At 46.6% G+C, this 21,800-nt stretch carries 21 protein-coding genes; 5 read left to right on the plus strand and 16 right to left on the minus strand.

The features are described 5' to 3' along the window. Positions 1-223 precede the first annotated feature (223 nt). The gene (locus tag AC4BAP_RS03360) at positions 224-574 is read right to left on the minus strand and encodes a 4Fe-4S dicluster domain-containing protein (RefSeq protein ID WP_490581208.1); all 351 of its coding nucleotides are present in this window, start codon (positions 572-574) and stop codon (positions 224-226) included. 112 nt (positions 575-686) lie between these two features. Here AC4BAP_RS03360 and AC4BAP_RS03365 point away from each other — a divergent pair, with 112 nt between their 5' ends. Together AC4BAP_RS03365 and AC4BAP_RS03370 are read left to right on the plus strand one after the other, a co-directional pair. Further along, the gene (locus AC4BAP_RS03365; protein ID WP_490581209.1) at positions 687-1,697 is read left to right on the plus strand and encodes an aldehyde dehydrogenase family protein; all 1,011 of its coding nucleotides are present in this window, start codon (positions 687-689) and stop codon (positions 1,695-1,697) included. Between the two features lie 84 nt (positions 1,698-1,781). Next, a complete protein-coding gene (locus AC4BAP_RS03370; protein WP_490581210.1) occupies positions 1,782-2,081 on the plus strand; it encodes a hypothetical protein in 300 nt (99 codons plus the stop codon). A gap of 86 nt (positions 2,082-2,167) precedes the next feature. On the opposite strand, the gene AC4BAP_RS03375 is transcribed toward AC4BAP_RS03370, so the two are convergent. From AC4BAP_RS03375 to AC4BAP_RS03440, 14 genes are all read right to left on the minus strand, one after another. Continuing rightward, positions 2,168-3,049: a nucleoside phosphorylase gene (locus tag AC4BAP_RS03375; RefSeq protein WP_490581211.1), complete on the minus strand. Its 882-nt coding sequence runs from the start codon at positions 3,047-3,049 to the stop codon at positions 2,168-2,170. Between the two features lie 138 nt (positions 3,050-3,187). Further along, positions 3,188-4,156, minus strand: coding sequence for an oxygen-dependent tRNA uridine(34) hydroxylase TrhO (trhO, locus tag AC4BAP_RS03380; RefSeq protein WP_490581212.1), 969 nt, complete (start codon positions 4,154-4,156; stop codon positions 3,188-3,190). A gap of 238 nt (positions 4,157-4,394) precedes the next feature. Then, positions 4,395-5,030, minus strand: a complete 636-nt coding sequence (locus AC4BAP_RS03385) for a NeuD/PglB/VioB family sugar acetyltransferase (RefSeq protein WP_490581213.1) — start codon at positions 5,028-5,030, stop codon at positions 4,395-4,397. Positions 5,031-5,327: 297 nt separating this feature from the next. After that, entirely contained in the window at positions 5,328-6,614 is a 1,287-nt protein-coding gene (locus tag AC4BAP_RS03390; protein WP_490581214.1) for a hypothetical protein, read from the minus strand. Positions 6,615-6,616: 2 nt separating this feature from the next. Further along, entirely contained in the window at positions 6,617-7,894 is a 1,278-nt protein-coding gene (locus tag AC4BAP_RS03395; protein WP_490581215.1) for a DUF2851 family protein, read from the minus strand. A 21-nt stretch (positions 7,895-7,915) separates the two neighbouring features. Next, on the minus strand, positions 7,916-8,383 hold the full coding sequence (locus AC4BAP_RS03400) for a YehS family protein (RefSeq protein ID WP_490581216.1): 468 nt from the start codon (positions 8,381-8,383) through the stop codon (positions 7,916-7,918). Positions 8,384-8,561: 178 nt separating this feature from the next. Then, the gene (locus tag AC4BAP_RS03405; RefSeq protein WP_490581217.1) at positions 8,562-9,356 is read right to left on the minus strand and encodes a hypothetical protein; all 795 of its coding nucleotides are present in this window, start codon (positions 9,354-9,356) and stop codon (positions 8,562-8,564) included. Further along, positions 9,346-9,825 carry a GNAT family N-acetyltransferase gene (locus tag AC4BAP_RS03410; protein WP_490581218.1) on the minus strand — a complete coding sequence of 160 codons (480 nt, stop codon included), beginning with the start codon at positions 9,823-9,825 and terminating at the stop codon, positions 9,346-9,348. Before AC4BAP_RS03410 ends, AC4BAP_RS03405 begins: the two co-directional genes overlap by 11 nt. 10 nt (positions 9,826-9,835) lie before the next feature. Then, positions 9,836-10,600, minus strand: a complete 765-nt coding sequence (locus AC4BAP_RS03415; RefSeq protein ID WP_490581219.1) for a hypothetical protein — start codon at positions 10,598-10,600, stop codon at positions 9,836-9,838. A 16-nt stretch (positions 10,601-10,616) separates the two neighbouring features. After that, positions 10,617-11,447: an orotidine-5'-phosphate decarboxylase gene (gene pyrF / locus AC4BAP_RS03420; RefSeq protein WP_490581220.1), complete on the minus strand. Its 831-nt coding sequence runs from the start codon at positions 11,445-11,447 to the stop codon at positions 10,617-10,619. A gap of 409 nt (positions 11,448-11,856) precedes the next feature. Continuing rightward, entirely contained in the window at positions 11,857-12,501 is a 645-nt protein-coding gene (gene lolA1 / locus AC4BAP_RS03425) for an outer membrane lipoprotein periplasmic chaperone LolA1 (RefSeq protein WP_490581221.1), read from the minus strand. 26 nt (positions 12,502-12,527) lie between these two features. Beyond that, positions 12,528-15,146 (minus strand): FtsK/SpoIIIE family DNA translocase, encoded by a 2,619-nt coding sequence (locus tag AC4BAP_RS03430; protein ID WP_490581222.1) that lies wholly within the window; start codon positions 15,144-15,146, stop codon positions 12,528-12,530. A 418-nt stretch (positions 15,147-15,564) separates the two neighbouring features. Then, on the minus strand, positions 15,565-16,599 hold the full coding sequence (locus AC4BAP_RS03435; RefSeq protein ID WP_490581223.1) for a quinone-dependent dihydroorotate dehydrogenase: 1,035 nt from the start codon (positions 16,597-16,599) through the stop codon (positions 15,565-15,567). A gap of 153 nt (positions 16,600-16,752) precedes the next feature. Then, on the minus strand, positions 16,753-17,472 hold the full coding sequence (locus AC4BAP_RS03440; protein WP_490581224.1) for a VIT1/CCC1 transporter family protein: 720 nt from the start codon (positions 17,470-17,472) through the stop codon (positions 16,753-16,755). 201 nt (positions 17,473-17,673) lie between these two features. Between AC4BAP_RS03440 and AC4BAP_RS03445 the strand changes: the two genes are divergently transcribed. Further along, positions 17,674-18,816 carry a DEAD/DEAH box helicase gene (locus AC4BAP_RS03445; RefSeq protein ID WP_490581225.1) on the plus strand — a complete coding sequence of 381 codons (1,143 nt, stop codon included), beginning with the start codon at positions 17,674-17,676 and terminating at the stop codon, positions 18,814-18,816. 297 nt (positions 18,817-19,113) lie between these two features. Here the strand turns inward: AC4BAP_RS03445 and xerD are convergent, their stop codons facing one another. Further along, positions 19,114-20,013, minus strand: a complete 900-nt coding sequence (gene xerD / locus AC4BAP_RS03450; RefSeq protein WP_490581226.1) for a site-specific tyrosine recombinase XerD — start codon at positions 20,011-20,013, stop codon at positions 19,114-19,116. A gap of 170 nt (positions 20,014-20,183) precedes the next feature. Between xerD and aroQ the strand changes: the two genes are divergently transcribed. Together aroQ and AC4BAP_RS03460 are read left to right on the plus strand one after the other, a co-directional pair. Further along, a complete protein-coding gene (gene aroQ / locus AC4BAP_RS03455; RefSeq protein ID WP_490581227.1) occupies positions 20,184-20,630 on the plus strand; it encodes a type II 3-dehydroquinate dehydratase in 447 nt (148 codons plus the stop codon). A gap of 84 nt (positions 20,631-20,714) precedes the next feature. Continuing rightward, positions 20,715-21,776, plus strand: a complete 1,062-nt coding sequence (locus tag AC4BAP_RS03460) for an aminotransferase class V-fold PLP-dependent enzyme (RefSeq protein WP_490581228.1) — start codon at positions 20,715-20,717, stop codon at positions 21,774-21,776. The last annotated feature ends 24 nt before the right edge of the window (positions 21,777-21,800 follow it).

Here is a 21,800-nt window from a genome sequence, read left to right on the forward strand (position 1 = left end):
ACAGGATTATTGGATGGACAGGATTGGTGATGTGTACACTAGTACTTATCATAAATTTTGAAAAAGATAGATATTACGATAGCACTTCAGAGACACAACACCTTAATTAACTAATATTGTTGTAAGCAATCCTGTCCATCCAATAATCCTGTAAATCCTGATTCAGAACAATAAAAAAACCTGCCTTTGTGAGACAGGTTTTATACTTCTGAAGCTCTTATACTTAAGCTTCCTGGTGTAGCCAGGATTTCTTGGCTAGCAGTTCTTCCTCTGTCTCGCGGTAGTCCGGGTCGTCTACACAGCAATCAACAGGGCAAACGGCAGCACACTGCGGCTCTTCATGAAAGCCCATGCACTCTGTACATTTATCTGAAACGATGTAATAGAACTCGTCTGAAATAGGCGTTTGCGGCTCATCGCCAGGGATAACCTCACCCCCGTCGATCTCCACCTCATTCAGCGCTGTGCCACCTCCCCAGGTCCACTCAGCACCGCCTTCGTATATGGCAGTGTTAGGGCACTCCGGCTCACAGGCACCGCAGTTAATACACTCGTCCGTTATCATTATCGCCATAGTCGTATCTCCTGTATATTTTTTATACTTTTGTAATCTGCTTTGTTTAACAAACAAAATTAGGAACAATCGCCTTCCTTATCAAATAAATTTTTACGCAATACCCACTGCCATGACCTTAGAGAACCGCATAGAAGCCTTCATCGAACTCGGAAAACAACTTCAGAAGCTTAGCCCGGAGGATATTCAAGTATGGACCCGTATGGCTTCGTCACGAAATCCGTGGTTTGATGAACAGAATGTTTCGGCGGCCATTGCAGGTGTGATCAGGTTACTGGACGAACAGTACCTGCGCGAGTGGCTTTACCCTTACCACCTCAAACAGGTTACACCCAAAAAAGTTGGCGTAGTAATGCCTGGCAACAAACCGCTGGCTGGCTTCCACGATTTTATGGCTGTTTTGATTAGTGGCCATACCTTGCTTGCTAAGTTAAGCCCCGACGATGAGGTGCTCATGCGTCGTGTTGCCGATATGCTGGTTACCATTGAGCCGGCGTTTGCCAATAGCTTCGAGTTTGCGGGTATGCTGAAAGAGGCCGATGCACTGATTGCCACCGGCTCCGACAGCGCCATAGAGTACCTTACACGCTACTTCTCGAAACTCCCACATATTGTGCGCACAGAGCGCAGAAGTATAGGTGTGCTTACCGGCCACGAGGAGGAAGACGACCTGAAGGCGCTTGGAGATGACATTATACTATACTATGGCTTGAACAGACGAAACGTGTCTAAGGTATTTGTGCCGGAGGGCTATACTTTTGATAAGTTTTTTGAAGCCAACACCAGCCACAGCAACATACTAGACATGCACCGCTACCAGAACCACTACGATTACAACAAATCACTGCTACTGGTAAACCGCGTGCACCACTTCGACAATGGCTTTATGCTGGTGCAGGAAAGCGAGAATGTCATATCGCCTATTTCAGTGCTGTTCTATGAAACATTCTCTTCACTAACAGACCTGCGCGAAAAACTGAGTGCCATCAAAGATAAAACCGAATGCATTGTTTCGGCGCACGGATGGCTGGAAGGCAGCATACCTTTTGGAGAAGCGCAGCGCCCTATGCCCTGGGACTATGCAGATGCGGTGGATACGATAGCTTTCCTGCAAAAAATTTAACCAAACAGTCATTCGCTCAGGCCGCTGCTTTCGTATTTATAGTTAGTATTTATAATCAGGTGTTCCACTTTAAAACGCACCGATATGAAAGCCCAGGCCAACCGCATCCCAATCGTGGAGAAGGAAGTAATTCCGTCTCTGCACTTTAACCACAACGATGTTCTGGAAAGCACAGAAGACCGGAAACGGCGCCTGTGGGACCTGAACCGCGCCACCATGCTGGGCAACGTTTACCGCGGAAAAGTGGAGATCACATTCAAAACCGCTGAAGGAGAGTTAAAGCGCGTGGACACTACCGTTTGGGCTGCTGATGATAAATACCTGACCCTGAAGGCCGGCTGCTGCATCCCGATTGCCTCCGTAGTGAACATTGAATTCTTCTAGAGCTTCTCTTTAAGTATAAAAGTATAAACCCCGCGCTTTGCAGATCTTCTACAAAGCGCGGGGTTTATACTTTAAGGCAAGTCCTGTTATATCCTATCCAATACTTTAAGGATCAGATCATCGATAACAGCTTCGGCGTTTTCGGCGAATTTCTGCGTGATGCGGTTTGCCACAATCGCATTTAGCGAAAGCATCTCATGACCTAGTAAACGGCCCATGCTGTAGTAACCGGCTGTCTCCATTTCAAAGTTTGTCAACCTAAAGTCACATACCCTGAACTGATTGTAAGTCTTCAGCAGGTTCTGGTTTTTAAGGCCTGCGCGCAGTACTCTGCCCTGCGGCGCATAAAAGCCAGGGCACGTCAGCGTATTTCCCGGAATCATGTCGAAGGCGATTTTCTGGATAAGCTCCTGAGAGCCGCCCACGCAGTAAGGTCTGAAGGTCAGACCCAACTCTTTTTGCAGGGCAGAAGTTATACTTTGCTCATTCTCATTCTGCTCCAGCGGGTAAAACTCCATCAGCGAGTCGATGCCTACCGAGTAGTGTGAAGCCAGGTGGCTGCCCAGTGGCACATCGTCCTGCAAAGCACCAGAAGTACCAACACGTACGATTTTTAGCTTTATCTTTTCCTCATTAACGGTTCTGCTTGCAAAATCAATGTTCACCAGCGCGTCCAGCTCATTCATCAGGATATCGATGTTATCGGTACCCATGCCTGTTGAGATAACCGTGATTCGCTTGCCTTTATAATAGCCGGTGTGCGTTACAAACTCACGCTTCGCGATCTGTATCTCCATTTCGTCGAAGTGGCGGCTCACACGCTCTACCCTCTCCGGGTCGCCAACTGTTATGATAGTATCAGAGATATGCTCTGGCAACAGGTTGAGGTGGTAAATGCTACCGTCCTTGTTAATGATCAACTCCGATTCCGGAATTATAGTAGCATTTGGTGTATTGGTGTTCTGCATATTTATGCCTTTAAAATTCTTGGTTGTAATACCCGATTCTTAAAAATTACCGGGCTGAATTTATTACTCACAATATATAAAAAAAACGAAGAGCGCAGCCATACGTCGGCTGCGCTCTTCTTGAGCTTTAGAGAATACTTATACTTGTACGTTAGATTTCTTCTTACGGTTGAAACCTTTCAGTGGATTATAGCCATTCATCTCTTTCTGATAATAGCCTGTACCATCGTAAGGGCGTTTTTCGGGATGCTCCTTGCACTCATCAGAACAAGCTCCATCCATTTTAACACCACACTCTTCGCAGATTGGCACGTGCAGGTTACACACCGGGTTGGCACAGTTCACCATTCTATCCGACTTGGTTCCGCATACATGGCAGCATGATACAACAGTAGGGTTAACCTTGTTCACATCAACGGCCACGCGGTTATCAAACACATAGCACTTGCCCTCGAAATCTTCGCCGCCGGCCTCCATGCCATACTTGATAATGCCGCCATGCAACTGGTACACGTTCTCGAAACCCTGCTCCAGCAAAAAGGCACTTGCCTTCTCGCACTTAATTCCGCCGGTGCAGTAGGTTAAGATCTTCTTATCCTTATACTTTTCTTTCAGTTCATCTACCTTATCCGGAAACTCACGGAAGTTCTCGATATCCAGAGTAACGGCATTCTTGAAACGGCCCACGCTATGCTCGTAATCAGAGCGTACATCCAGCACCACTACATCTTCTTTGTCCTTCAGTTCTTTAAACTCCTGCGGCGAAAGATGCACACCCGTACGTTTGTTCGGGTCGATGTGGCGCAAACCAGAATGCACGATCTCTGGCTTGTAACGCACGTGCAGTTTTGTAAAGGCATGGGCATCCGATGGGTCAACCTTGAAATCTGTTTTGGCGAAACGCGGGTCTGCGTGCAGGCGTCTCATGTACTCCTCGCAGTCTTCTTTCAGACCCGAAACGGTACCGTTCAGCCCCTCGTCGGATACAATGATGCGGCCCAGTAGGTTAAGCTCCAGGCAAAGCAAATGGTGCTCGTCGCGGTAAGCCTCCGCGTTCTCGATCTGCGCGTAGCAGTAGTAAAGTAGTATGCTATATGGTTTGTTCATAACTGCTTAGTTTCTCGCTAAGTGTTAAATTTAATTGTTAATTGTTTGCTCCTTCGGAGCTATTGTTAAATTGTTGGATCAGGATTTACATGATTAAATGATAAACAGGATTATACCTTATAACATTCACTCATCCACTCAATCACTCATTCAAAATTATTCTGCAAAAGTATAAGCATCTCCTATACCTGAAAATGACATTTGTCAGTTCTGTAACAGCAATGCCAAGTATAAAAGTTTACTTTACCGGGGCGGCTGGGTTACCGAAAACGGTTGCTTTGGCTGGTACATCGGCTATAACTACAGCTCCTGCGCCTACGCGTGCGTTCTTACCAATCTTAACACCAGATACAATTACAGCACCTGACCCGATAAAGGCACCCTCTTCGATCTTTACATCTGAGTTTATCACAGCGCCTGCACCAACCTGCACAAAATCTGCCAGCTCGGCGTAGCTGTCAACCACAGCATTAGAGTGGATAAGCGTGTAGTTGCCAACTTTTGCATTGTTGTTAACCACCGCACCCGAAGCGATCATGTTGCCATGGCCCAACCAGGCAAACTCTGATACAGAGCTGAAGCGGTGTATCGCATTCAAAGGTACCACCTTATAGTCATCCTTCAGCATCTTGATCATACTTTTGCGGGCAGCCGAATCTTCTGCGGCTACAAACACGTCGCATTTTTTGCCTATCAGTTTCAGGAATTCGCTGTCATCTGTGCTGCTCATCACCGACACATTGTTAACCTCCTGCTGCTGCAGGTCTTTGCTGTCGTCGAGGAAGCAGTACACCACCACGTTGTTGCTGTTAAAGATATCCAATGCGGCTGTACCCACTTTCTGGGCACCCAATATGATTACAGGATTTTGCATAGCTCTCTTAAATAAAGCGCAAAGGTACAAAGAAGCACGGGAGTTTGAAAGAGTGGCGTTTGTCGTTGTTCGTTGATCGTTGATCGAGTGACGTTGTTGGATGTAAGAATCGCTTTCGTAGGGACAGGTCGCGACCTGTCCGAATCGTGCACACAGTAAATCGTCTGGACCACGATTTTCAGGATTAAAATGGATGTACAGGATGTTTGATAATTTAGGCTTATTTGTACTTATACTTTACGTTTCATCGATAGGCCATTCCGCGGACAGGTCGCGACCTGTCCCTACAAAATATAACTACAACGGCAACTTCGCAAGCAGCTTCCTGGCATATTGGTTCTGCAAAAGCAGGTACACCAAAAACGGCAGAAACACGATGCGGTAGCGGCTTAGGGTGCCAAAGTTAGGCGTGGAAAGCCCGATGATCACCCCAAAACTTACGACCAAAAGTATAAAGGCAAGCTGCAGTGGCGTGAGTTCTTTGAGCCCGTTTCTGAACAGACTTATCGCGGCAAGTATGGCTAGCCCAAGTATAAGCAGGTTTTCCAAAGCCATGAGCAGGTATAACGCATTGACCGCTTCCCAAAGAAATGGCCGGAACACGGCACTGAAAAGAGCTTCAGGCGCATTCAAAAGAAAGCTACTTATACTTGGCTCCAATTGATCGAATTGAATATGCGGCTTGTCCTGAGAAAGTTTTAGGATGCCTTCGTAGGTATCTACCAGGTTGTTGAAGAAAAAAGCGTTGTTGTAGCCCAATACAAAGTATAAACCCAACATGCCAACCATTCCAAAGCCCAGTAACAGTGTCAGATGCTGCTGCCAGGTATACTTTAGCAGGTTCGTTTTAGCAGCTGTTAGCTTTACGATAATGTAGAGCAAGAACAGCGGTATGGCTATTAGCGCCAGGAAAAACTTGATCCGGACAAAAACATACAGCATAAAGGGTACTAGTACCCAACTAGCTATACTTAAACGCCTTTCTTCAGCCAGCCTTATAGCCTTGGCAACTACCCAACATATACTCCCGAAAAGGATGGCATCTTTTAACACCCCCGAACTCCAAAACACCACCGACGGAAAGTATAAAAACGCCAATACAGCCGCCATTTTATACTTTGGAAAATGCTTTGTAAGTACTGAAACAAGTGTAGCCGTTCCCCAGAAACTAAACAGCGACAAGTACAGCGCATTAAGGTAGTATTGGTTATTGGTTAGCAGGTTTAGCAGGCTGAGTATTTTGATAAAGAAGAAGGAGTTGGAAAAGTTGGGCAACCTGGAAAAAGGGATTGTAGCCCTGAATGCATCACTCTCGAACACATTGAAAAGTATAAGCTTGCTGTAGCCTCCAGGGTTTTGCCGGGCATAATCTGAAAGTATAAGCGAGGCATTTTTGAATGTGATGGTATCGCCTTCACGGTAGTAATGGTGGTAAAGTAAGCCTAAAAGTATACCAGCCAGTAATTTAAGCGCCAGCGCCGGCAGCAAATGCTTTTTTTTGGCCTGAAGCGTTTGTTGCCGGTACAGCAGCCAGATAAGTCCGGCCAGCAGCAAAGCGTTTACGAAGTATAAAAGTACCTCCATACTTAGCTTGCCCGCTGTTTCATGATCTTGTTACCAATGCCACACTGCATGCAGTTTACCGGCTCGCAGTAAAACCTGAACAAGCCCAGCGCTGCCTGGTTATCTGCAGATGACTTCGCCTGCCAACCCAGTTCTTCATATAAGCGCGTGTACTTATTGCTCTCTTCTTTTAGCTGCTCGAGCAAGGCAATGGCTTTGTCCTGGTAGTGGCGGTTGCCGGTGTGGCTGGCATAGGCAACCAGCAAAGGCACTACTACATTAATGATAAGGTTTTGTGCGCTGCTTTTGCCCATACTTTGCTGTTTGCCTTTAGCTGCCCTACCAATCATATAATGCCGCTGCCAATACTCCGAAACCTGTGCCCTGAAAAGCGCTTCGTAGGCTTTTACCGTGTCCAGTTCAAGTAAAGTGGCAAAAAGTGAAGGGCGTTTATGAAGTACAGCAGCCAACTGGGCAAGGCGCATGGTCGGAAAATTGCCGGGGCGCATGCGCAGGAAATTCCATTGGTGGGGCTGCAAAGGCTGTAGTTTATACTTGTGCGCCAGAAAGGTATATTCCTTTGCCAATTGCGCCGCATAGTCATCGGCTGGGTCAGCTAAAAAGCCTGCCTGACCAAACAGCAAAGCCTCCAGTTGGAACTGTGAAGCTACATGCTGGCGCAACACTTTAAAAGGCAAGGTTTTGGCCAGTTGCTCAAATGCCAGTTGGTTTGTTTTAAAGCCGAAACCGCGCAGCAAAGTATAGTATGCTGTTTGCTCCCAATCGTGGCCCGTGCTTTGGTAGGTTTGCAGCACCTCCTCCCCTTTCAGCTCCAGCCGCTCAATCAGGGCGCGCTCCATCATAGCTATTTTGGTAACCTCCGGCACTGCATGCCAGAAAGCCGCACAAGGTATGGCATGCCGGGCTTGCTGTAACTGCTGGTAGGTATGAAGTAGCTGTAGATTTACCCGACCTTTTAATTCCAGCACAGGTATAAGCGTATTGTTTTGCCTATAAACTGGTTTATCGGCCTCCCATACCACATGCAACACTACCTGGTCATACTTGCCATCGGTGTGGTGCTGGTGACGTTTCCAGTCAGAGGCTTTCAGGTGCACCTCTACGCTACCTGACCATTCCACCTCGCCTATTTTGACGATGGCTTCCTTAAAATCGGGTCCGGCTTCGGTATTGTAAAATCCGGTCCTGATCACCTGCACAGGTTCTCCATCGGTAGTGCTCACCTCCGATCTATCGAAATACTGATGCCGCCAGATGTAGTGCAGGAAATCCTCTTTCATGCTGGTGTCGGGAGATTGCTTTTAGTTTTCCTTTCCGTGGTATTTTAGCTGCATACCGTGCAGGAAGTTACGCAGAATCTGGTCTTTTAACGGACGGTACTGGCTCTGGCTCGGGTTACGGAAAAAGGCACTCAACTCTGCTTTGCCCAGCCTGAATCTTACCAGTTCAAGTATACCTATAATGTCCTCATCCTTTAAGTTAAGGGCTATTTTGAGTTTGCGAAGTATGATATTGTTGTTCAGCTTTTTCTCCGGTGCAGGCTGCTCACCTTCTTTCTTGCCGCGCTTCTCGTTTATAAAGCCGTTCAGGAATGCCGCTAGTTGCTCATCGCCTATCTCCTTGGTCTCCGGGTCGTCTTCTTTCTTTAGCCAGTCGCTTACCTCGGCACGTGTTACCTGCATGCCACCAGAGGCAAACAGTTCAATCATTTTCGCGTCGTTGTAGTCGAAAGTAAAGCGAATGCGGCGAAGTACGTCGTTATTGGTCATGTTTATGTTATTCTCTTGTTAATTTTTGCAGCTTAGCTATAATCTAACACCCATATTGCTCTTTCGGATTTCCTAGTCCGAAAGCTTTCTGCCGGGAACTTCCGAGTCCCCGTAGATTAGCCTTAATTATACGCGAATAGGGAGTCCGCAGAATTTATACGTTGTACAAAGATACAGTTTATTCCCACCAGGCGGCGCTTTCGAGTGCTATTGCCAGCCTATCCCCATCCATTGCCCTCCGATAGCTTTCCCACCCTTTTGCGAGGTGCTTTTCTGCTGGTGAAAACTCGCCGGCACCCATATCGAAACCCGCCGCAGGATTTGGCACCCTGTAATCTGCCCATTTACATACCTGCACCAGGTCAGCATCATACATACTCCAGTTACCCACAAATGCGTTGTTCAAATACCCATCGGTCTGGCTTTGGATACCATTATACTTTAGGTTGTTTGCCTTATCCAGGTACCAGGCAGTATAAAGTTTGCCTCTGAACACACCACTGTGCGGCTGTCCTTTTGTTTCGAAGAATTCGTAATCGGCCACTAAAATGCCCTGCGCTTTTATCCCACTATTTTTAAAAGCATCATCAACGCCATAATACAGTTGCTTTACTTCCCTGATCTCGCGCACCCGAATAGTGCCCTGGAACAAACAGATATTATTTTTCACAGCCGATTTACCGGTTACGAGGTATTCAGAGGGGTTATTGGGGTTTCGGGTAATGGAGGTGAGTTTTATTTTGATGCGCTGGTTATCCTTCCCGATAATGCCATAGACATATCGGTTTTCAGTTTGCGTCCAGAGCGATGCAAAATCATACTTTTTATACCTGGTTAGCTTATTATCGGGCTTTAGCTCATACTCCTGAAAAAAAGCCGGCATGTTACCAACTGGCTGCTGCGCGTTTACTGCTGGCACAAGTATAAATAGCAGGCCAAGTATAAGCATTAGCTTGTTGTGTTTATACTTCATGGCACTGCTTACTTAAACTGCCCACTGTTTTTTGCATGCAAACGCTGTTTTCTACCTCGGCATATTGCCCGTAGTTCGGGATAAGCTGGTAGCCACTGGCCAGGTATAAGGCTATGGCCTCAGGTTGTTTTTTACCGGTTTCTAAAATACACGATTTAAACCCTAAAGCTGCAGCCCATACTTCCAACTCATCCAATACAGCTTTAGCCACGCCTCGCCTTCTGAAATCCGGGTGTACGAACATGCGCTTCACCTCTGCCACTCCCTCAGCAAATGGCTTTATGGCACCGCAACCAGCCGGCACACCATCTTTGTAAGCCACCACCACATGCTTTATGTTAGCAATCTTGTTGAACTGTGCATAAAATGCGTGTTCGTCTCCGTCTTTAATAGCTAGGTCCTGGTCTAGCAGCCGGACGAGGGCTATGAAGTCGGGATTGGTGGAGTCGGTTTTGGTTAGGGTGAGCATTTGAAACAAACTATTTAATTAAGGTTTTTTCATATGTTAGCTTACCTTGATTCCTTGCTTGGTAAAAAAAATCAATTGTATTATCTATATATCTTCGTGGTGAACCAGAGACTGAATCACAGATTCTTTTAAGACAATCCTCTACTGCTTCAACTACAGCAGATTCATCATTATCATCTGTCAATAGTTTAAACCAATCCACATTTAAGTGATTAATTTTTCCAGATTTAAGAAATGCCTTTTCTTGGATTAAAACTTTATCTACTATAGGTGACAATGATGATTCCAGGCTGTTTGCGATATAGCTATTAATAGAATTATGAGCAACAACCCCTAGATAGTTAACTTCCTCTTCGATTAAATAAGCATCAATTATAGGCTGGCCAAAATATATCTGTTCTGTTTTATTAAGACTAATCTCACCATGAGCAAGCCCTCCTTTCATGGGTATTTTATGTTTAATAGCATTCGCAAAGAAATACCTTGAAGCTATTAGAAAATATTCAAAATTCTCAATAGAATCATCCTTTGAAAAGATAACGATTGAATCTGAAAAAGTAACTACATACACATCTGCATCAGAATAACGCATATTTGAGCCCTTACTATGAGTACTCTCTATTTTTTTCTTAATCCTGGAGATTTGGCTTAGTTCTTCATAAATATCATTATGAGATTTCCTCATTACTTTATCTTTGAAGCCAAGAATATCAAAAAAAGCTACAAATCTATTTGTAGTTGATTTCCAATTTGTTTTACCTTTTTCAACCATCATAAATAGCTATTTAAACCTAAACATGCTGCACATACTGCTCCAGGTACTGCTCCATCTCCTTCTGAATTTCCAGTGCAGCTTCTCTTGCTTTTTCGGCGAAGTCGCGGCCGGAGGAGGCGTAGATGATGCTACGGGAGGCATTTATTAGTAAGCCGCAACGCTGGTTCATGCCTAGTCTTGAGATCTCCTCCAAGCTACCACCCTGTGCACCTACACCCGGCACCAGCAGGAAATGCTCCGGCACAATCTGCCTTACACGCTGAATATACTCTGCCTGCGTAGCGCCTACCACAAACATCAACTGGCCCGGCGTGCCCCACTCAGCGCTTTCGCTTAGTACCTGCTCAAACAAGTATTCTTCGCTGCCATCGGAAAGGCGCAGCATCTGGAAGTCTTTGCTGCCCGGGTTTGAGGTAAGGGCCAGAAGTATAACCCACTTTCCACCCTGCACCAAAAACGGCTTCACAGAATCGGAGCCCATATAAGGTGCCACCGTCACCGAGTCAAAATTCATGGTCTCGAAAAAGGCACGGGCATACAGTTCCGAGGTGTTGCCAATGTCGCCGCGCTTGGCGTCGGCAATAGTAAAAATCTCTTTCGGGATGTACTGCAGCGTACGTTCCAGGCTTACCCAACCCTTTGGCCCTTGTGCCTCATAAAAGGCAATGTTTGGCTTGTAGGCCACGCACAGGTCGGCAGTGGCTTCTATGATCTGGCGGTTAAATTCCAGCACCGGGTCTTCGGTGTCGAGGAGGTGTTGCGGCAGTTTTTTGGGGTCGGTATCAAGGCCAACGCACAAGTATGATTTCTTCAGCAGGATTTGCTCGAAAAGCTGTTCTCTGGTCATGGGGCAGTATAGGGAAAGGTTTATACAAATGTAAGAGATTAAGCGATGGTGTGAAAACTGATTTTAGGGTTAGGGTGATTGAAGTATACTTTGCTTTATGCAGCACCGGGTCCAACCTGTAATTTACCTCACCCCGGCCCTCTCCTAAAAACAGGAGAGGGAGCATTTCCTGCTATTTTCTCTGTCATCTCACCGGACCGTATTTTGTCTTTGTCATCCTGCAAATATCTTGGTAGTAGGAAGATTAAGCATCAGCTACAGTAAACACACCCCTGCCCCTCTCAAGAGGGGAATTCAGAAAGTGCAAGAGCTCCCTCTCCTGTTTTTAGGAGAGGGCTGGGTGAGGTAAAATAAAAAAGGCTGCTCCCACACCGGGAACAGCCTTTTTAAATCATAAAAGGTTGGTATTTTATCTTAGGTCAACCACACTCACGCCTTTATACTTTGCCTTGTTAAAAGTAAAGGCATCGGAAGCAAGCGTTGGGTTAGCCTGGAAATTCTTAATGGTATAAGTATAACGGTTACCGTTGTTACGGAACATCTGCCAGCTTTTTAAGGTATTGTCTTTCTGGTTGATGAAAAGGCGTACTTTAAAGATCGGGTTGCTGCGGTCTTCAGGGGCCATTTCGATCACCTCATACTTTACACCTTCCACAGTCTCGGTGCCGGCATGGGCATACTTGTAGCCTTTTTTATACATGTCAAATATCTTGCTCGGCGACATGGCCTCGGCCTCAGCATCAGTCTCTGTGATCGTTACCTCGTTGGCATCCTTTAAGTAAGTATACATCAGTTTGCCATCATTAATGATCTCCTGGCCGCTAACACCTAAACGGTATTTGTTGCCGCTTACCACAATCTCGCCATTCATAGTTTCTTTCACCTTGGCAGAGGGGTTCTCCAGTGTCTGGCTGAAATTTGCCTTGAAAGCCTTCATCGTTTTATACTTCTGGCTCATGGCATTCAGTATTTTGCCTGCCTTAGGGTCTTGCTGCGCGTTTGCCAGGCTCACAAAAAGCGCTAACGCCAGCAGTAGAGATAATAATCGTTTCATGTTTAAAATTTACTTGTTAGGTATATCTACCCCATTGTATTCAATAACTGTTCCAAACTGTATTCGTCGGTAATTAAAACTTCACGGGCCTTGCTTCCCTCAAACGGACCAACGATTCCGGCGCTCTCTAACTGGTCAATCAGGCGGCCTGCGCGGTTGTAGCCTAACTTAAGGCGGCGCTGTAACAGCGAGGTACTTCCCTGCTGATGCTGCACGATAATGCGGGCAGCTTCCTCAAACAGTGGGTCTTTCTGGCTTGGGTCAAAATCAGCTTTTTCGTTGCCGCCTTCGTCGCCGATAAACTCAGGCAACAAATACGCATCACTATACCCTTGCTGCTCCCCTATGAAGTCACAGATTCTGTCTACTTCCGGGGTATCCACAAAAGCACACTGGATACGCACCATATCCGAACCAATGGAGAAGAGCATATCACCCTGGCCAATCAGCTGGTCGGCACCACCGGCATCCAGAATAGTGCGGGAATCGATCTTAGAGGTTACTTTAAAAGAGATACGTGCCGGGAAGTTGGCTTTGATGATACCCGTGATCACGTTTACCGACGGACGCTGCGTGGCTACTACCAAGTGTATACCAATGGCTCGGGCCAGCTGTGCCAGACGCGCGATCGGGGTTTCCACTTCCTTACCGGCAGTCATCATTAAGTCGGCCAACTCGTCTATCACCAACACAATGAACGGCATAAAGCGATGGCCTTTTTTCGGATTCAGCTTACGCTCTACAAACTTTTTGTTATACTCTTTCAGGTTACGGCAACCGGCATCTTTCAGCAGATCGTATCGCATGTCCATCTCCATACACAGCGAGTTCAGCGTGTTCACTACCTTTTTGGTATCGGTAATGATCGGCTCTTCGCTATCCGGCAACTTTGCTAAAAAGTGGCGCTCTATTTTATTAAACAGCGATAATTCCACCTTCTTAGGGTCTACAAGCACGAACTTAAGCTGCGAAGGATGGCGCTTGTATAGCAATGAGGTAAGTATGGCGTTAAGTCCAACCGACTTACCCTGACCCGTAGCACCCGCCATAAGCAAGTGCGGCATTTTAGCCAGGTCGGTGATGAATACTTCGTTGGTGATGGTCTTGCCGAAGGCGATGGGTAGGTCCATATCACTCTTCATGAACTTCTCCGTAGAAAGTATGGATTTGATGGAAACCATCTCTTTCTTGGTGTTCGGCACCTCGATACCAATGGTACCCTTACCCGGAATCGGCGCAATGATACGAATACCCAAGGCTGCTAAGCTCAGAGCAATGTCGTCTTCCAGGTTTTTGATCTTGGAGATACGCACACCGGCATCCGGCACGATCTCGTAAAGCGTAACCGTTGGGCCAATGGTAGCTTTAATGCTGGCAATACCAATATTGTAATGACCCAGCGTGGCCACGATCTTATCTTTGTTCTCCTCGAGTTCCTCTTTTGTTACCTGTATCTTGTTAGTGCCGTAGTCGTTCAGCAAATCAATGTGCGGGTACTGGTAGCGGGCAAGGTCCAGGGTTGGATCATAGTTTTCACCGGAGATCACATCAGCTTCTGCCTCTTCGGGTGTCTGCTCAATCTCCAGTTCCATTTCGGGCTCTAATTCAGGCTCTTCGGTATTGTCGAACTCATCTTCCTGCAGCAGTGCATCGTCAATATCCAATTCAAGCGTAGGACCAGCAGGTTTGGCAGGAACTTCATTTATAGTTGTAAGAGCACTTAACTCCATTTCGAGGGCACGGTTTATCTCCTCGTCTTCCTCGTTGTCGTAAAGCACTTCTTCCTCTTCCTGCTCCAGCGAGGCCGTCGGATCTGAATTATGGTTTACACCACGGCTGCCATTGCCCAGCACATCACCCAGCGATTGCGCAGCTGCATAATTTCCGAAAGGCTTTTCTTCAGTGTCCTCTTCTGTTTCTTTTGCCTTTGAGCCCCAGTTTATACTTGTGATATTAAAGAAGCCCACCAGGAACACCAGCATCAGAAAGCCTAATACTAACCACGAACCCCACCCGATCAGGCTGTTCATCCAGATAGCGGCTTCTACGCCAATGCCACCACCTAAAAAGCCATAGCGGCCAATCGCATCAAAAGCAAAAACAACATAGCCCAGGGTAAGGCAAAGCCACAATGTGCTAAAGCTGCACAGGCCAAGTATATAGGAAAGGGACAGCGTAACACGTTTAAATACAATGCGCAAACCAGCCACAAAAAAGACAGGAATGATAAAGAAGGCGCCAAGACCTACCAACTGGTAGATAAAAATGTGCGATAACCAGGCTCCGAACAAACCAAGCCAGTTCTCCGCTTCCTGCCCCGACTCTTTCAGGCCGGTACCCTCCACGGAGTATACCACGCTTTGGTCTGCGTTGCCCGTGAACAGGTATGACACGAAAGCGATGGTCATGCAGAAGGAAATGAGCAGCAACGTAAAGCCAACCGAAAGCTTTACCCTACGATCGTTGAAGAAAGCAATATTTATACTTGGCAACGAAAAAGACGGCAGCTTAACAGACCACTTCTTCTTTGGTTTCTTCTCCATCTCGCTTCTGGGCACATTTGCCCTGCGTGGCTCATTCTTACCCCGCACCTCATTCTGCCGCCCATAATTGAGCGTATCGTTTCTGTAAGTGTTCTTGGCCATACCCTCTGACTAATTAAGATTTCAAATTTACAATTTTTGGGTACACGCACACAGCAAAAGGCCAGGCTTTTACTCAAATTTGAGAAATTATTTTTGTTGAATGTTGAATGTCTAAATTGATAAATTGTTGGATATGTAGAGGCACGATACCATTATTCGCTGTTGGTTTATGGGAATGCAGAGACGCAATTTTTTGCGTCTTGCTGGCTACTGGGCGGTTGATTTCGTTATTCGTTGTCCGTTATCGGTTATTCGTGCATGCAGAGACGCAATATTTTGCGTCTTGCCTGCTACAAGGCTATAGGCTACTAATTGCTAATCGTTAAAATATTACTCCAACGAACAGCAGGATTTATTGCTCCGTTGGTAACAAGACGCAAAATATTGCGTCTCTACAAATCCCAACAACTAATAACGATCAACCAGCAACTAACAACTTCTTATTAATGCGCGTGATCAGGGATGGGCCTTCGTAGATGAAGCCAGTGTATAACTGTACCAGGTCTGCGCCGGCCTGCATTTTCTCAACCGCATCCTCAGCAGTCATAATACCGCCTACACCTATCAGTTTGATTTCTTTGGGCAGGAAGGTGCGCAGGTGCCTTACAATTTGGGTAGAATGTTGTGTGAGTGGTTTGCCGCTGAGTCCTCCCATGCCTATCTGGGATATGGTTTCAGGGGAAGTATGAAGCCCTTCGCGGCTAATGGTGGTATTGGTGGCGATGATCCCGCTCAGTTTTGCTTCATTGGCTATCTCGATGATATCGTTGAGCTGGTTCAGGTTAAGGTCTGGGGCAATTTTGAGGAGAAGCGGCTTTGGCTTGGCATGCTTACTGTTTTCCTCCTGCAGTGTCAGCAATAACCTTTGTAGCGGCTCTTTATCCTGAAGCGCCCTGAGGTCAGGTGTGTTTGGAGAGCTTACATTTACCACAAAGTAATCCACTACATCAAACAAAGCCTTGAAGCAGTACAGGTAGTCGTTAGTGGCTTCTTCGTTTGGCGTTACCTTATTTTTACCGATGTTGCCTCCTACAATGATATTGCTTTTTCGCTTCTCCAGCCTTCTTACCGCTGCATCCACACCCTCGTTATTAAAACCCATGCGGTTGATGATGGCTTTATCCTTTGGCAAGCGGAACAAGCGGGGCTTTTCGTTGCCGGGCTGTGGCTTTGGTGTAAGCGTACCGATCTCTGTAAACCCGAATCCAAAACTGGCGAACTCATCTATCAGTTTGGCATCCTTATCAAATCCGGCAGCCAGGCCAACCGGGTTCGGGAACTTCAGCCCAAACAATTCCCGCTCCAGACGTGGGTCCTGCACCCGAAACATGCTCTGGGTTATACTTTCTACCAGCGGCAGCTTGTAACCGAATTTAACGGCATCGGCAGTAAGGTAATGTACTTTTTCAGGGTCTAGCTGGAACAGCAGTGGGCGGAGCAGGCTTTTATACACGGCAGCGGGTTTAGGGTTTGTATTGCTGCTTACAAATATAAGCTCATAATTTAATGTACATAGAATTTAGGCCTATTTTATACACTTTGCCTTCTTTTGGGTTAAGACTTCAATTAGTCCACAAATTTGTATTTGCCAGGTTCGCAACCTGAGTTACTTAAACAAGTTCTCTAAAACTGCGCCCACATAATAAGCCAAAACAGCAGCGATTCCCCCTAAGAACAATGTCTCGGCGATACCCCTAATGGCATTCTTCTGGTTAATTATACTTTTAAGCACCCCGATCAGGCAAAAGGCGGCACCGGTAAGTACGCAGGCATAAATAAACAACTGGTCTTTATTGGTTTCGAAGAGTAGGGCATATACGTAAGCAGCCAACGGTATAAATCCCACGAGCAGAAAAGAGAAAAAGGTAACGCCTGCGGTCTGGTAGGGCGATTTTCGGTCTTTGGTCATTTCAAGCTCTTCTTTCATCATGGTTTCCACCCATACCTCCCTGTCCGATGTGATAACCTCTACTACCTGTTCCAGCAACTCGCCTTTAAAGCCCTTATTGCGGTAAATATCCCGTATCTCCTCCACCTCGCTTTCCCGTTTGTTCTCTATCTCCCAGTACTCAATGTTCTTGTTTTTCTCGTAGCTATCGGCGCTGGCTTTGGCAGAGAAGAAATTGCCAACCGACATGGAAAAACCGTCGGCAATCAGGTTGGCAAACCCAAGTATGATTACCACCGGAATATCAAGGTTGGCGCCGGTTGCCCCAGCCACTACCGCAAAAGTGGTTATGGATCCATCGATGCCACCGTAAACAAACTCCGGCAAAAAATCTTTGCTTATTCCCAATAACTTACCTGTATCATGTGCCTCGGCCATACCTTAGTTTTTTTGGGGTGAGGATGTTTGATTGTAATACTTAAACTATACCTGTACTCCGGAGATACGCCTACAATATTTAAACGGATATGTTAGCCAGCACATAGAACGAAAGTATAAAGCTATACCTTTGTGCAAGCAGCAATACTTATGGCTTACGAAAAGTAAAACCCATTGCTCCAATTTAATACATAGCGCACCATGTCATTTTCCAAACTCGGATTATCTGCCCCACTTTTAAAAAATATCGCAACTCAGCAATACGAGCAACCCCATGCAATTCAGGAGCTTGCTATACCAGCTATACTAAAAGGCAAGGATGTTTTGGGAATTGCACAAACGGGATCTGGCAAAACGGCCGCATTTGCGCTACCTATTCTGGAGAGATTGCAACAGGCCGAGCAGAGCCGTAACAGGTTTGTAAAGGTATTGGTTTTAGTACCCACACGCGAACTGGCAGAACAGGTAAAAGAGGTATTTCATACTTTCTCGGTTGGCTTGCCGCGAAAAGTAAAGACGCTGGCGGTTTACGGAGGTGTAAGTATAAACCCGCAGATGATGCAGTTGCAAGGCACCGATGTACTGGTAGCCACCCCGGGCCGCCTACTCGATTTGATAAACTCGAAAGCTGTGCACTTGGGGAAAGTAGAGGTACTGGTGCTGGACGAGGCCGACAAAATGCTGAACCTTGGCTTTAAAGAAGAGATGGACAAGATCTTTGCTTTGCTGCCTTCCAAACGCCAAAGTATACTTTTCTCGGCCACGCTTAGCAACGATGTGCAAAGCATAAATGAGGCACTACTACACAACCCGATCACAATTGAAATTGAAGCCCAAAGTATAAGCCCGGAGCAGATTAACCAGGTAGCATACAACATAACTCCCGAGAAGAAAGGGCCTTTCCTTCGCTACCTGATAAAGCAAGGCGACTGGCAGCAGGTTTTGGTATTTGTATCCTCTACGCGCACAGCAGATAACCTGGTAGACAAGCTAAATAAGAATGGCATACAGGCAGCGGCCATGCACAGTAAAAAAAGCCAGGGCGCACGCACTTCGGCCCTGCAACAATTCAAATCTGGGAAGCTTCGTGTGCTGGTAGCCACCGACCTGGCCTCACGCGGAATAGACATTGAGCAGTTGCCACACGTGGTAAACTACGACCTGCCCCGCTCACCCAAAGACTACATCCACCGCATTGGCCGCACAGGTCGCGCAGGTGCCACCGGCGAGGCCGTTTCGCTTATCACCCCCGAAGACCAACACCACTTTAAGATAATCCAGAAGAAAATGGGCAAGCGGGTTGAACTGGTTGAGACTGAAAGTATAGATCTGAAAGGTTTCTAGCTGTAATAGGGTTTATCGCAACAGCTTGCCGAGGGTAATTGTCATCCCCCTACCCCCTTCAAAGGGGGGACTTTTTCAGTTCTCTTCTAATCTGCCGCAAGTTTTCAACTTGTGGCTCTGCTTGAGGCAAGCTTTCAGCTTGCAAAAGCCTGCATTAGGTCTGCTTCTGGCTAAAATGAGCTAAAAGCTCACTGTCATAGACAACCACGAGTTGAAAACTCGCGGCAGATAGTACATTTATACCCCATCCCTTTGAAGGGGGTAGGGGGATGATGCACTGATGCTGGAATACTAAACCTAACTTCTCGGATGATAGTCCTTGATCACCTGTTTCAGGTAATCCCGGTCCAGGTGGGTATAGATTTCTGTGGTGGTGATGGACTCGTGGCCGAGCATTTCCTGCACGGCTCTTAAGTCGGCACCACCCTCAATTAAGTGCGTGGCAAAAGAATGCCGGAACGTATGGGGGCTCACCGTTTTCTGGATACCGGCTTTGGCTGCCAGGTCTTTGATAATGGTGAATACCATCACACGCGTCATCCGGGCACCGCGGCGATTCAGGAAAATGATGTCTTCGTGGCCTTTCTTGATGTTGAGGTGGCAGCGCACACCCTCTTTGTAGAGCTTAATGTGCTTTAAAGCATCACGCCCGATCGGCACCAGGCGTTCTTTGTCTCCTTTACCGGCCACTTTCAGAAAGCCCATGTCCTCATACAAGTTGCTCAGGCGCAGGTCCAGCAATTCTGATACACGCAAACCCGAACTATAAAGCGTTTCCAGCATGGCACGGTTGCGCGTACCCTCCGGCGTAGACATGTCAATGGCGTTCAGTAGTTGCTCTATTTCATGGAAGTTCAGGGTATCTGGCAGTTTGCGGCTCAGCTTGGGGGCTTCAACAGTATCGGTGGGGTCTGTCTGCAACATATCCTCCATGATCATGAACTTATAAAAAGCCCTGATGCCTGACAAGGTGCGTGCCTGCGAGTGCGGTGTCATGCCAAGTTCTGCCACCCACTCCAGAAAATCCCGTATCTGTGCCGGGGTAACCTGTTGCGGAGACACCTTCAGGCCTTTCACATCCAGGAAATCGGTAAGCTTGGACACATCGCGCAGGTATGCCTCCACGGAGTGTTTAGAGAGTGATTTCTCCAGTTTAAGATACTCGCCGAATTGCTTAGTTGTGATGACCCAATTCATTTTGAGAGTTAAAAGTTATGAGTTGAGATTTAAAAGTTAAACTGGGATTTATAAAAACCGAATCAACAGTTTAACCTTCCAACAATTCAACAATTATTATGTAAAGCAAATATAGTTAATCCTTACCTTTGTCTTAACGGAAAATCACCTTAAAATCAATTTACCGCTCTATGAAAATATTGATCTTGAATGGCCCGAACCTGAACCTGTTGGGTATCCGCGAAAAGGCAGTTTATGGAAGCCGCTCTTTTGAAGACTACTTTGAGGAGTTAAAAACGGCCTTTCCGGCACTGGAGCTAAGCTATTTTCAGTCTAACAACGAGGGTACGTTAATTGACAAGCTGCATGAGGTGGGTTTCTGTTATAAGGGAATTGTGCTGAACGCCGGTGCTTATACCCATACTTCAGCGGCTTTGTCGGATGCCATTAAAGCCATCGATACCCCGGTGGTGGAGGTGCACATCTCTAATGTGTACAAACGCGAGGCCTTCCGCCACAAAAGTATGCTGGCCCCCTATTGCGAGGGCGTAATTGTTGGCTTCGGACTGGAAAGCTATCGCCTTGCTTTACAATACTTTGAGCGGCTCAAACCAAAACAAATAGGCTTTAATGTATAATTAAAGTTTAAACTATCGTTAAGACTAAGCCAACTTTTTGTACAAAGCATAGTATAATTGCTATATTTTTCATAGATTCCCTCCATGCTTAACTTCTATCCAGGGCCTTCAAAAGTATACGATGAGGTACGCACCTATTTGCAGGATGCGTATGAAGAAGGCATTTTGAGTACGCCCCATAGAGGCGAGCAGTTTGTACAGCTTTCGAGGGCAGTGGTTGGCTCTATAAAACGAAAGCTCAACATCCCCCAGGATTATTACATCTTTTTCACTTCATCGGCCACCGAGTGCTGGGAGATCCTGGTCCAAAGCCTGACCAAGCATAAAAGCTTTCATATTTACAATGGCTCTTTCGGGGAGAAATGGTGCCAGTACGCCAAAAGCCTGCGCCCCAAGTCCGAAGGTTTTAAGTTTGATGTAAACGAGCCGATACCTGTTGACGCCCTGAACATCAGCTCAGACACTGAGTTGATCTGCTTTACACAGAACGAAACTTCTAACGGCACGCAGGTTACCGCTACTACCATACTTAACCTGCACAACAAATACCGCGACACCCTAATTGCCGTGGATGCCACATCATCGATGGCCGGCCTGAACCTGAAACTGATAAAAGCCGACATCTGGTATGCCTCTGTGCAGAAATGCTTTGGATTGCCAGCCGGTTTGGGTATTATGGCATGCTCACCGAGGGCTATCTTCAGGGCAAAGCAAATGAACGAACGCGGTCATTACAACAGCCTGGTGTTTATGTACGAGAAGATGCTGAACTACCAGACTACCCATACGCCCAATGTGCTTAACATTTACCTGCTCAAGCGCATGCTCGAGGACCGTGAATTCATCAAAACCATTGATCAGCAGCTATCGGACCGGGCAGAGGATCTTTATACTTTCTTCAGCCAGTTCACTGATTTCAAGCTATTAGTGGATAACGAGGAAGTGCGCTCCAAAACAGTCATTACCATCGAAGCTCCTGAGCGCCTGGTCGACGATATCAAGAAACGCGCCCTGCACCATAACATCAGGCTAGGCAACGGGTATGGCCCTTGGGCCCGCAGCACCTTCCGTATAGCCAACTTCCCTGCCATCCTCGACGAGGAATACGAAGAACTCAAGCGCTTCTTTCTGCACTATTATGCATAATTACATTGCTGAATTGCTTAATGG

This window comes from Pontibacter sp. GD7 (assembly GCF_058216375.1).

Coding starts and splice junctions, on each gene's coding strand:
- AC4BAP_RS03390 (WP_490581214.1), bottom strand. CDS start 6,614: ATGGAGGTACTTTTATACTTCGTAAACGCTTTGCTGCTGGCCGGACTT.
- pyrF (WP_490581220.1), bottom strand. CDS start 11,447: ATGACCAGAGAACAGCTTTTCGAGCAAATCCTGCTGAAGAAATCATAC.
- AC4BAP_RS03460 (WP_490581228.1), top strand. CDS start 20,715: ATGCTTAACTTCTATCCAGGGCCTTCAAAAGTATACGATGAGGTACGC.
- AC4BAP_RS03430 (WP_490581222.1), bottom strand. CDS start 15,146: ATGGCCAAGAACACTTACAGAAACGATACGCTCAATTATGGGCGGCAG.
- AC4BAP_RS03365 (WP_490581209.1), top strand. CDS start 687: ATGACCTTAGAGAACCGCATAGAAGCCTTCATCGAACTCGGAAAACAA.
- lolA1 (WP_490581221.1), bottom strand. CDS start 12,501: ATGAAACGATTATTATCTCTACTGCTGGCGTTAGCGCTTTTTGTGAGC.
- AC4BAP_RS03360 (WP_490581208.1), bottom strand. CDS start 574: ATGGCGATAATGATAACGGACGAGTGTATTAACTGCGGTGCCTGTGAG.
- AC4BAP_RS03375 (WP_490581211.1), bottom strand. CDS start 3,049: ATGCAGAACACCAATACACCAAATGCTACTATAATTCCGGAATCGGAG.
- trhO (WP_490581212.1), bottom strand. CDS start 4,156: ATGAACAAACCATATAGCATACTACTTTACTACTGCTACGCGCAGATC.
- AC4BAP_RS03395 (WP_490581215.1), bottom strand. CDS start 7,894: ATGAAAGAGGATTTCCTGCACTACATCTGGCGGCATCAGTATTTCGAT.
- AC4BAP_RS03440 (WP_490581224.1), bottom strand. CDS start 17,472: ATGGCCGAGGCACATGATACAGGTAAGTTATTGGGAATAAGCAAAGAT.
- AC4BAP_RS03410 (WP_490581218.1), bottom strand. CDS start 9,825: ATGCTCACCCTAACCAAAACCGACTCCACCAATCCCGACTTCATAGCC.
- AC4BAP_RS03400 (WP_490581216.1), bottom strand. CDS start 8,383: ATGACCAATAACGACGTACTTCGCCGCATTCGCTTTACTTTCGACTAC.
- aroQ (WP_490581227.1), top strand. CDS start 20,184: ATGAAAATATTGATCTTGAATGGCCCGAACCTGAACCTGTTGGGTATC.
- AC4BAP_RS03405 (WP_490581217.1), bottom strand. CDS start 9,356: ATGAAGTATAAACACAACAAGCTAATGCTTATACTTGGCCTGCTATTT.
- AC4BAP_RS03370 (WP_490581210.1), top strand. CDS start 1,782: ATGAAAGCCCAGGCCAACCGCATCCCAATCGTGGAGAAGGAAGTAATT.
- xerD (WP_490581226.1), bottom strand. CDS start 20,013: ATGAATTGGGTCATCACAACTAAGCAATTCGGCGAGTATCTTAAACTG.
- AC4BAP_RS03415 (WP_490581219.1), bottom strand. CDS start 10,600: ATGATGGTTGAAAAAGGTAAAACAAATTGGAAATCAACTACAAATAGA.
- AC4BAP_RS03385 (WP_490581213.1), bottom strand. CDS start 5,030: ATGCAAAATCCTGTAATCATATTGGGTGCCCAGAAAGTGGGTACAGCC.
- AC4BAP_RS03445 (WP_490581225.1), top strand. CDS start 17,674: ATGTCATTTTCCAAACTCGGATTATCTGCCCCACTTTTAAAAAATATC.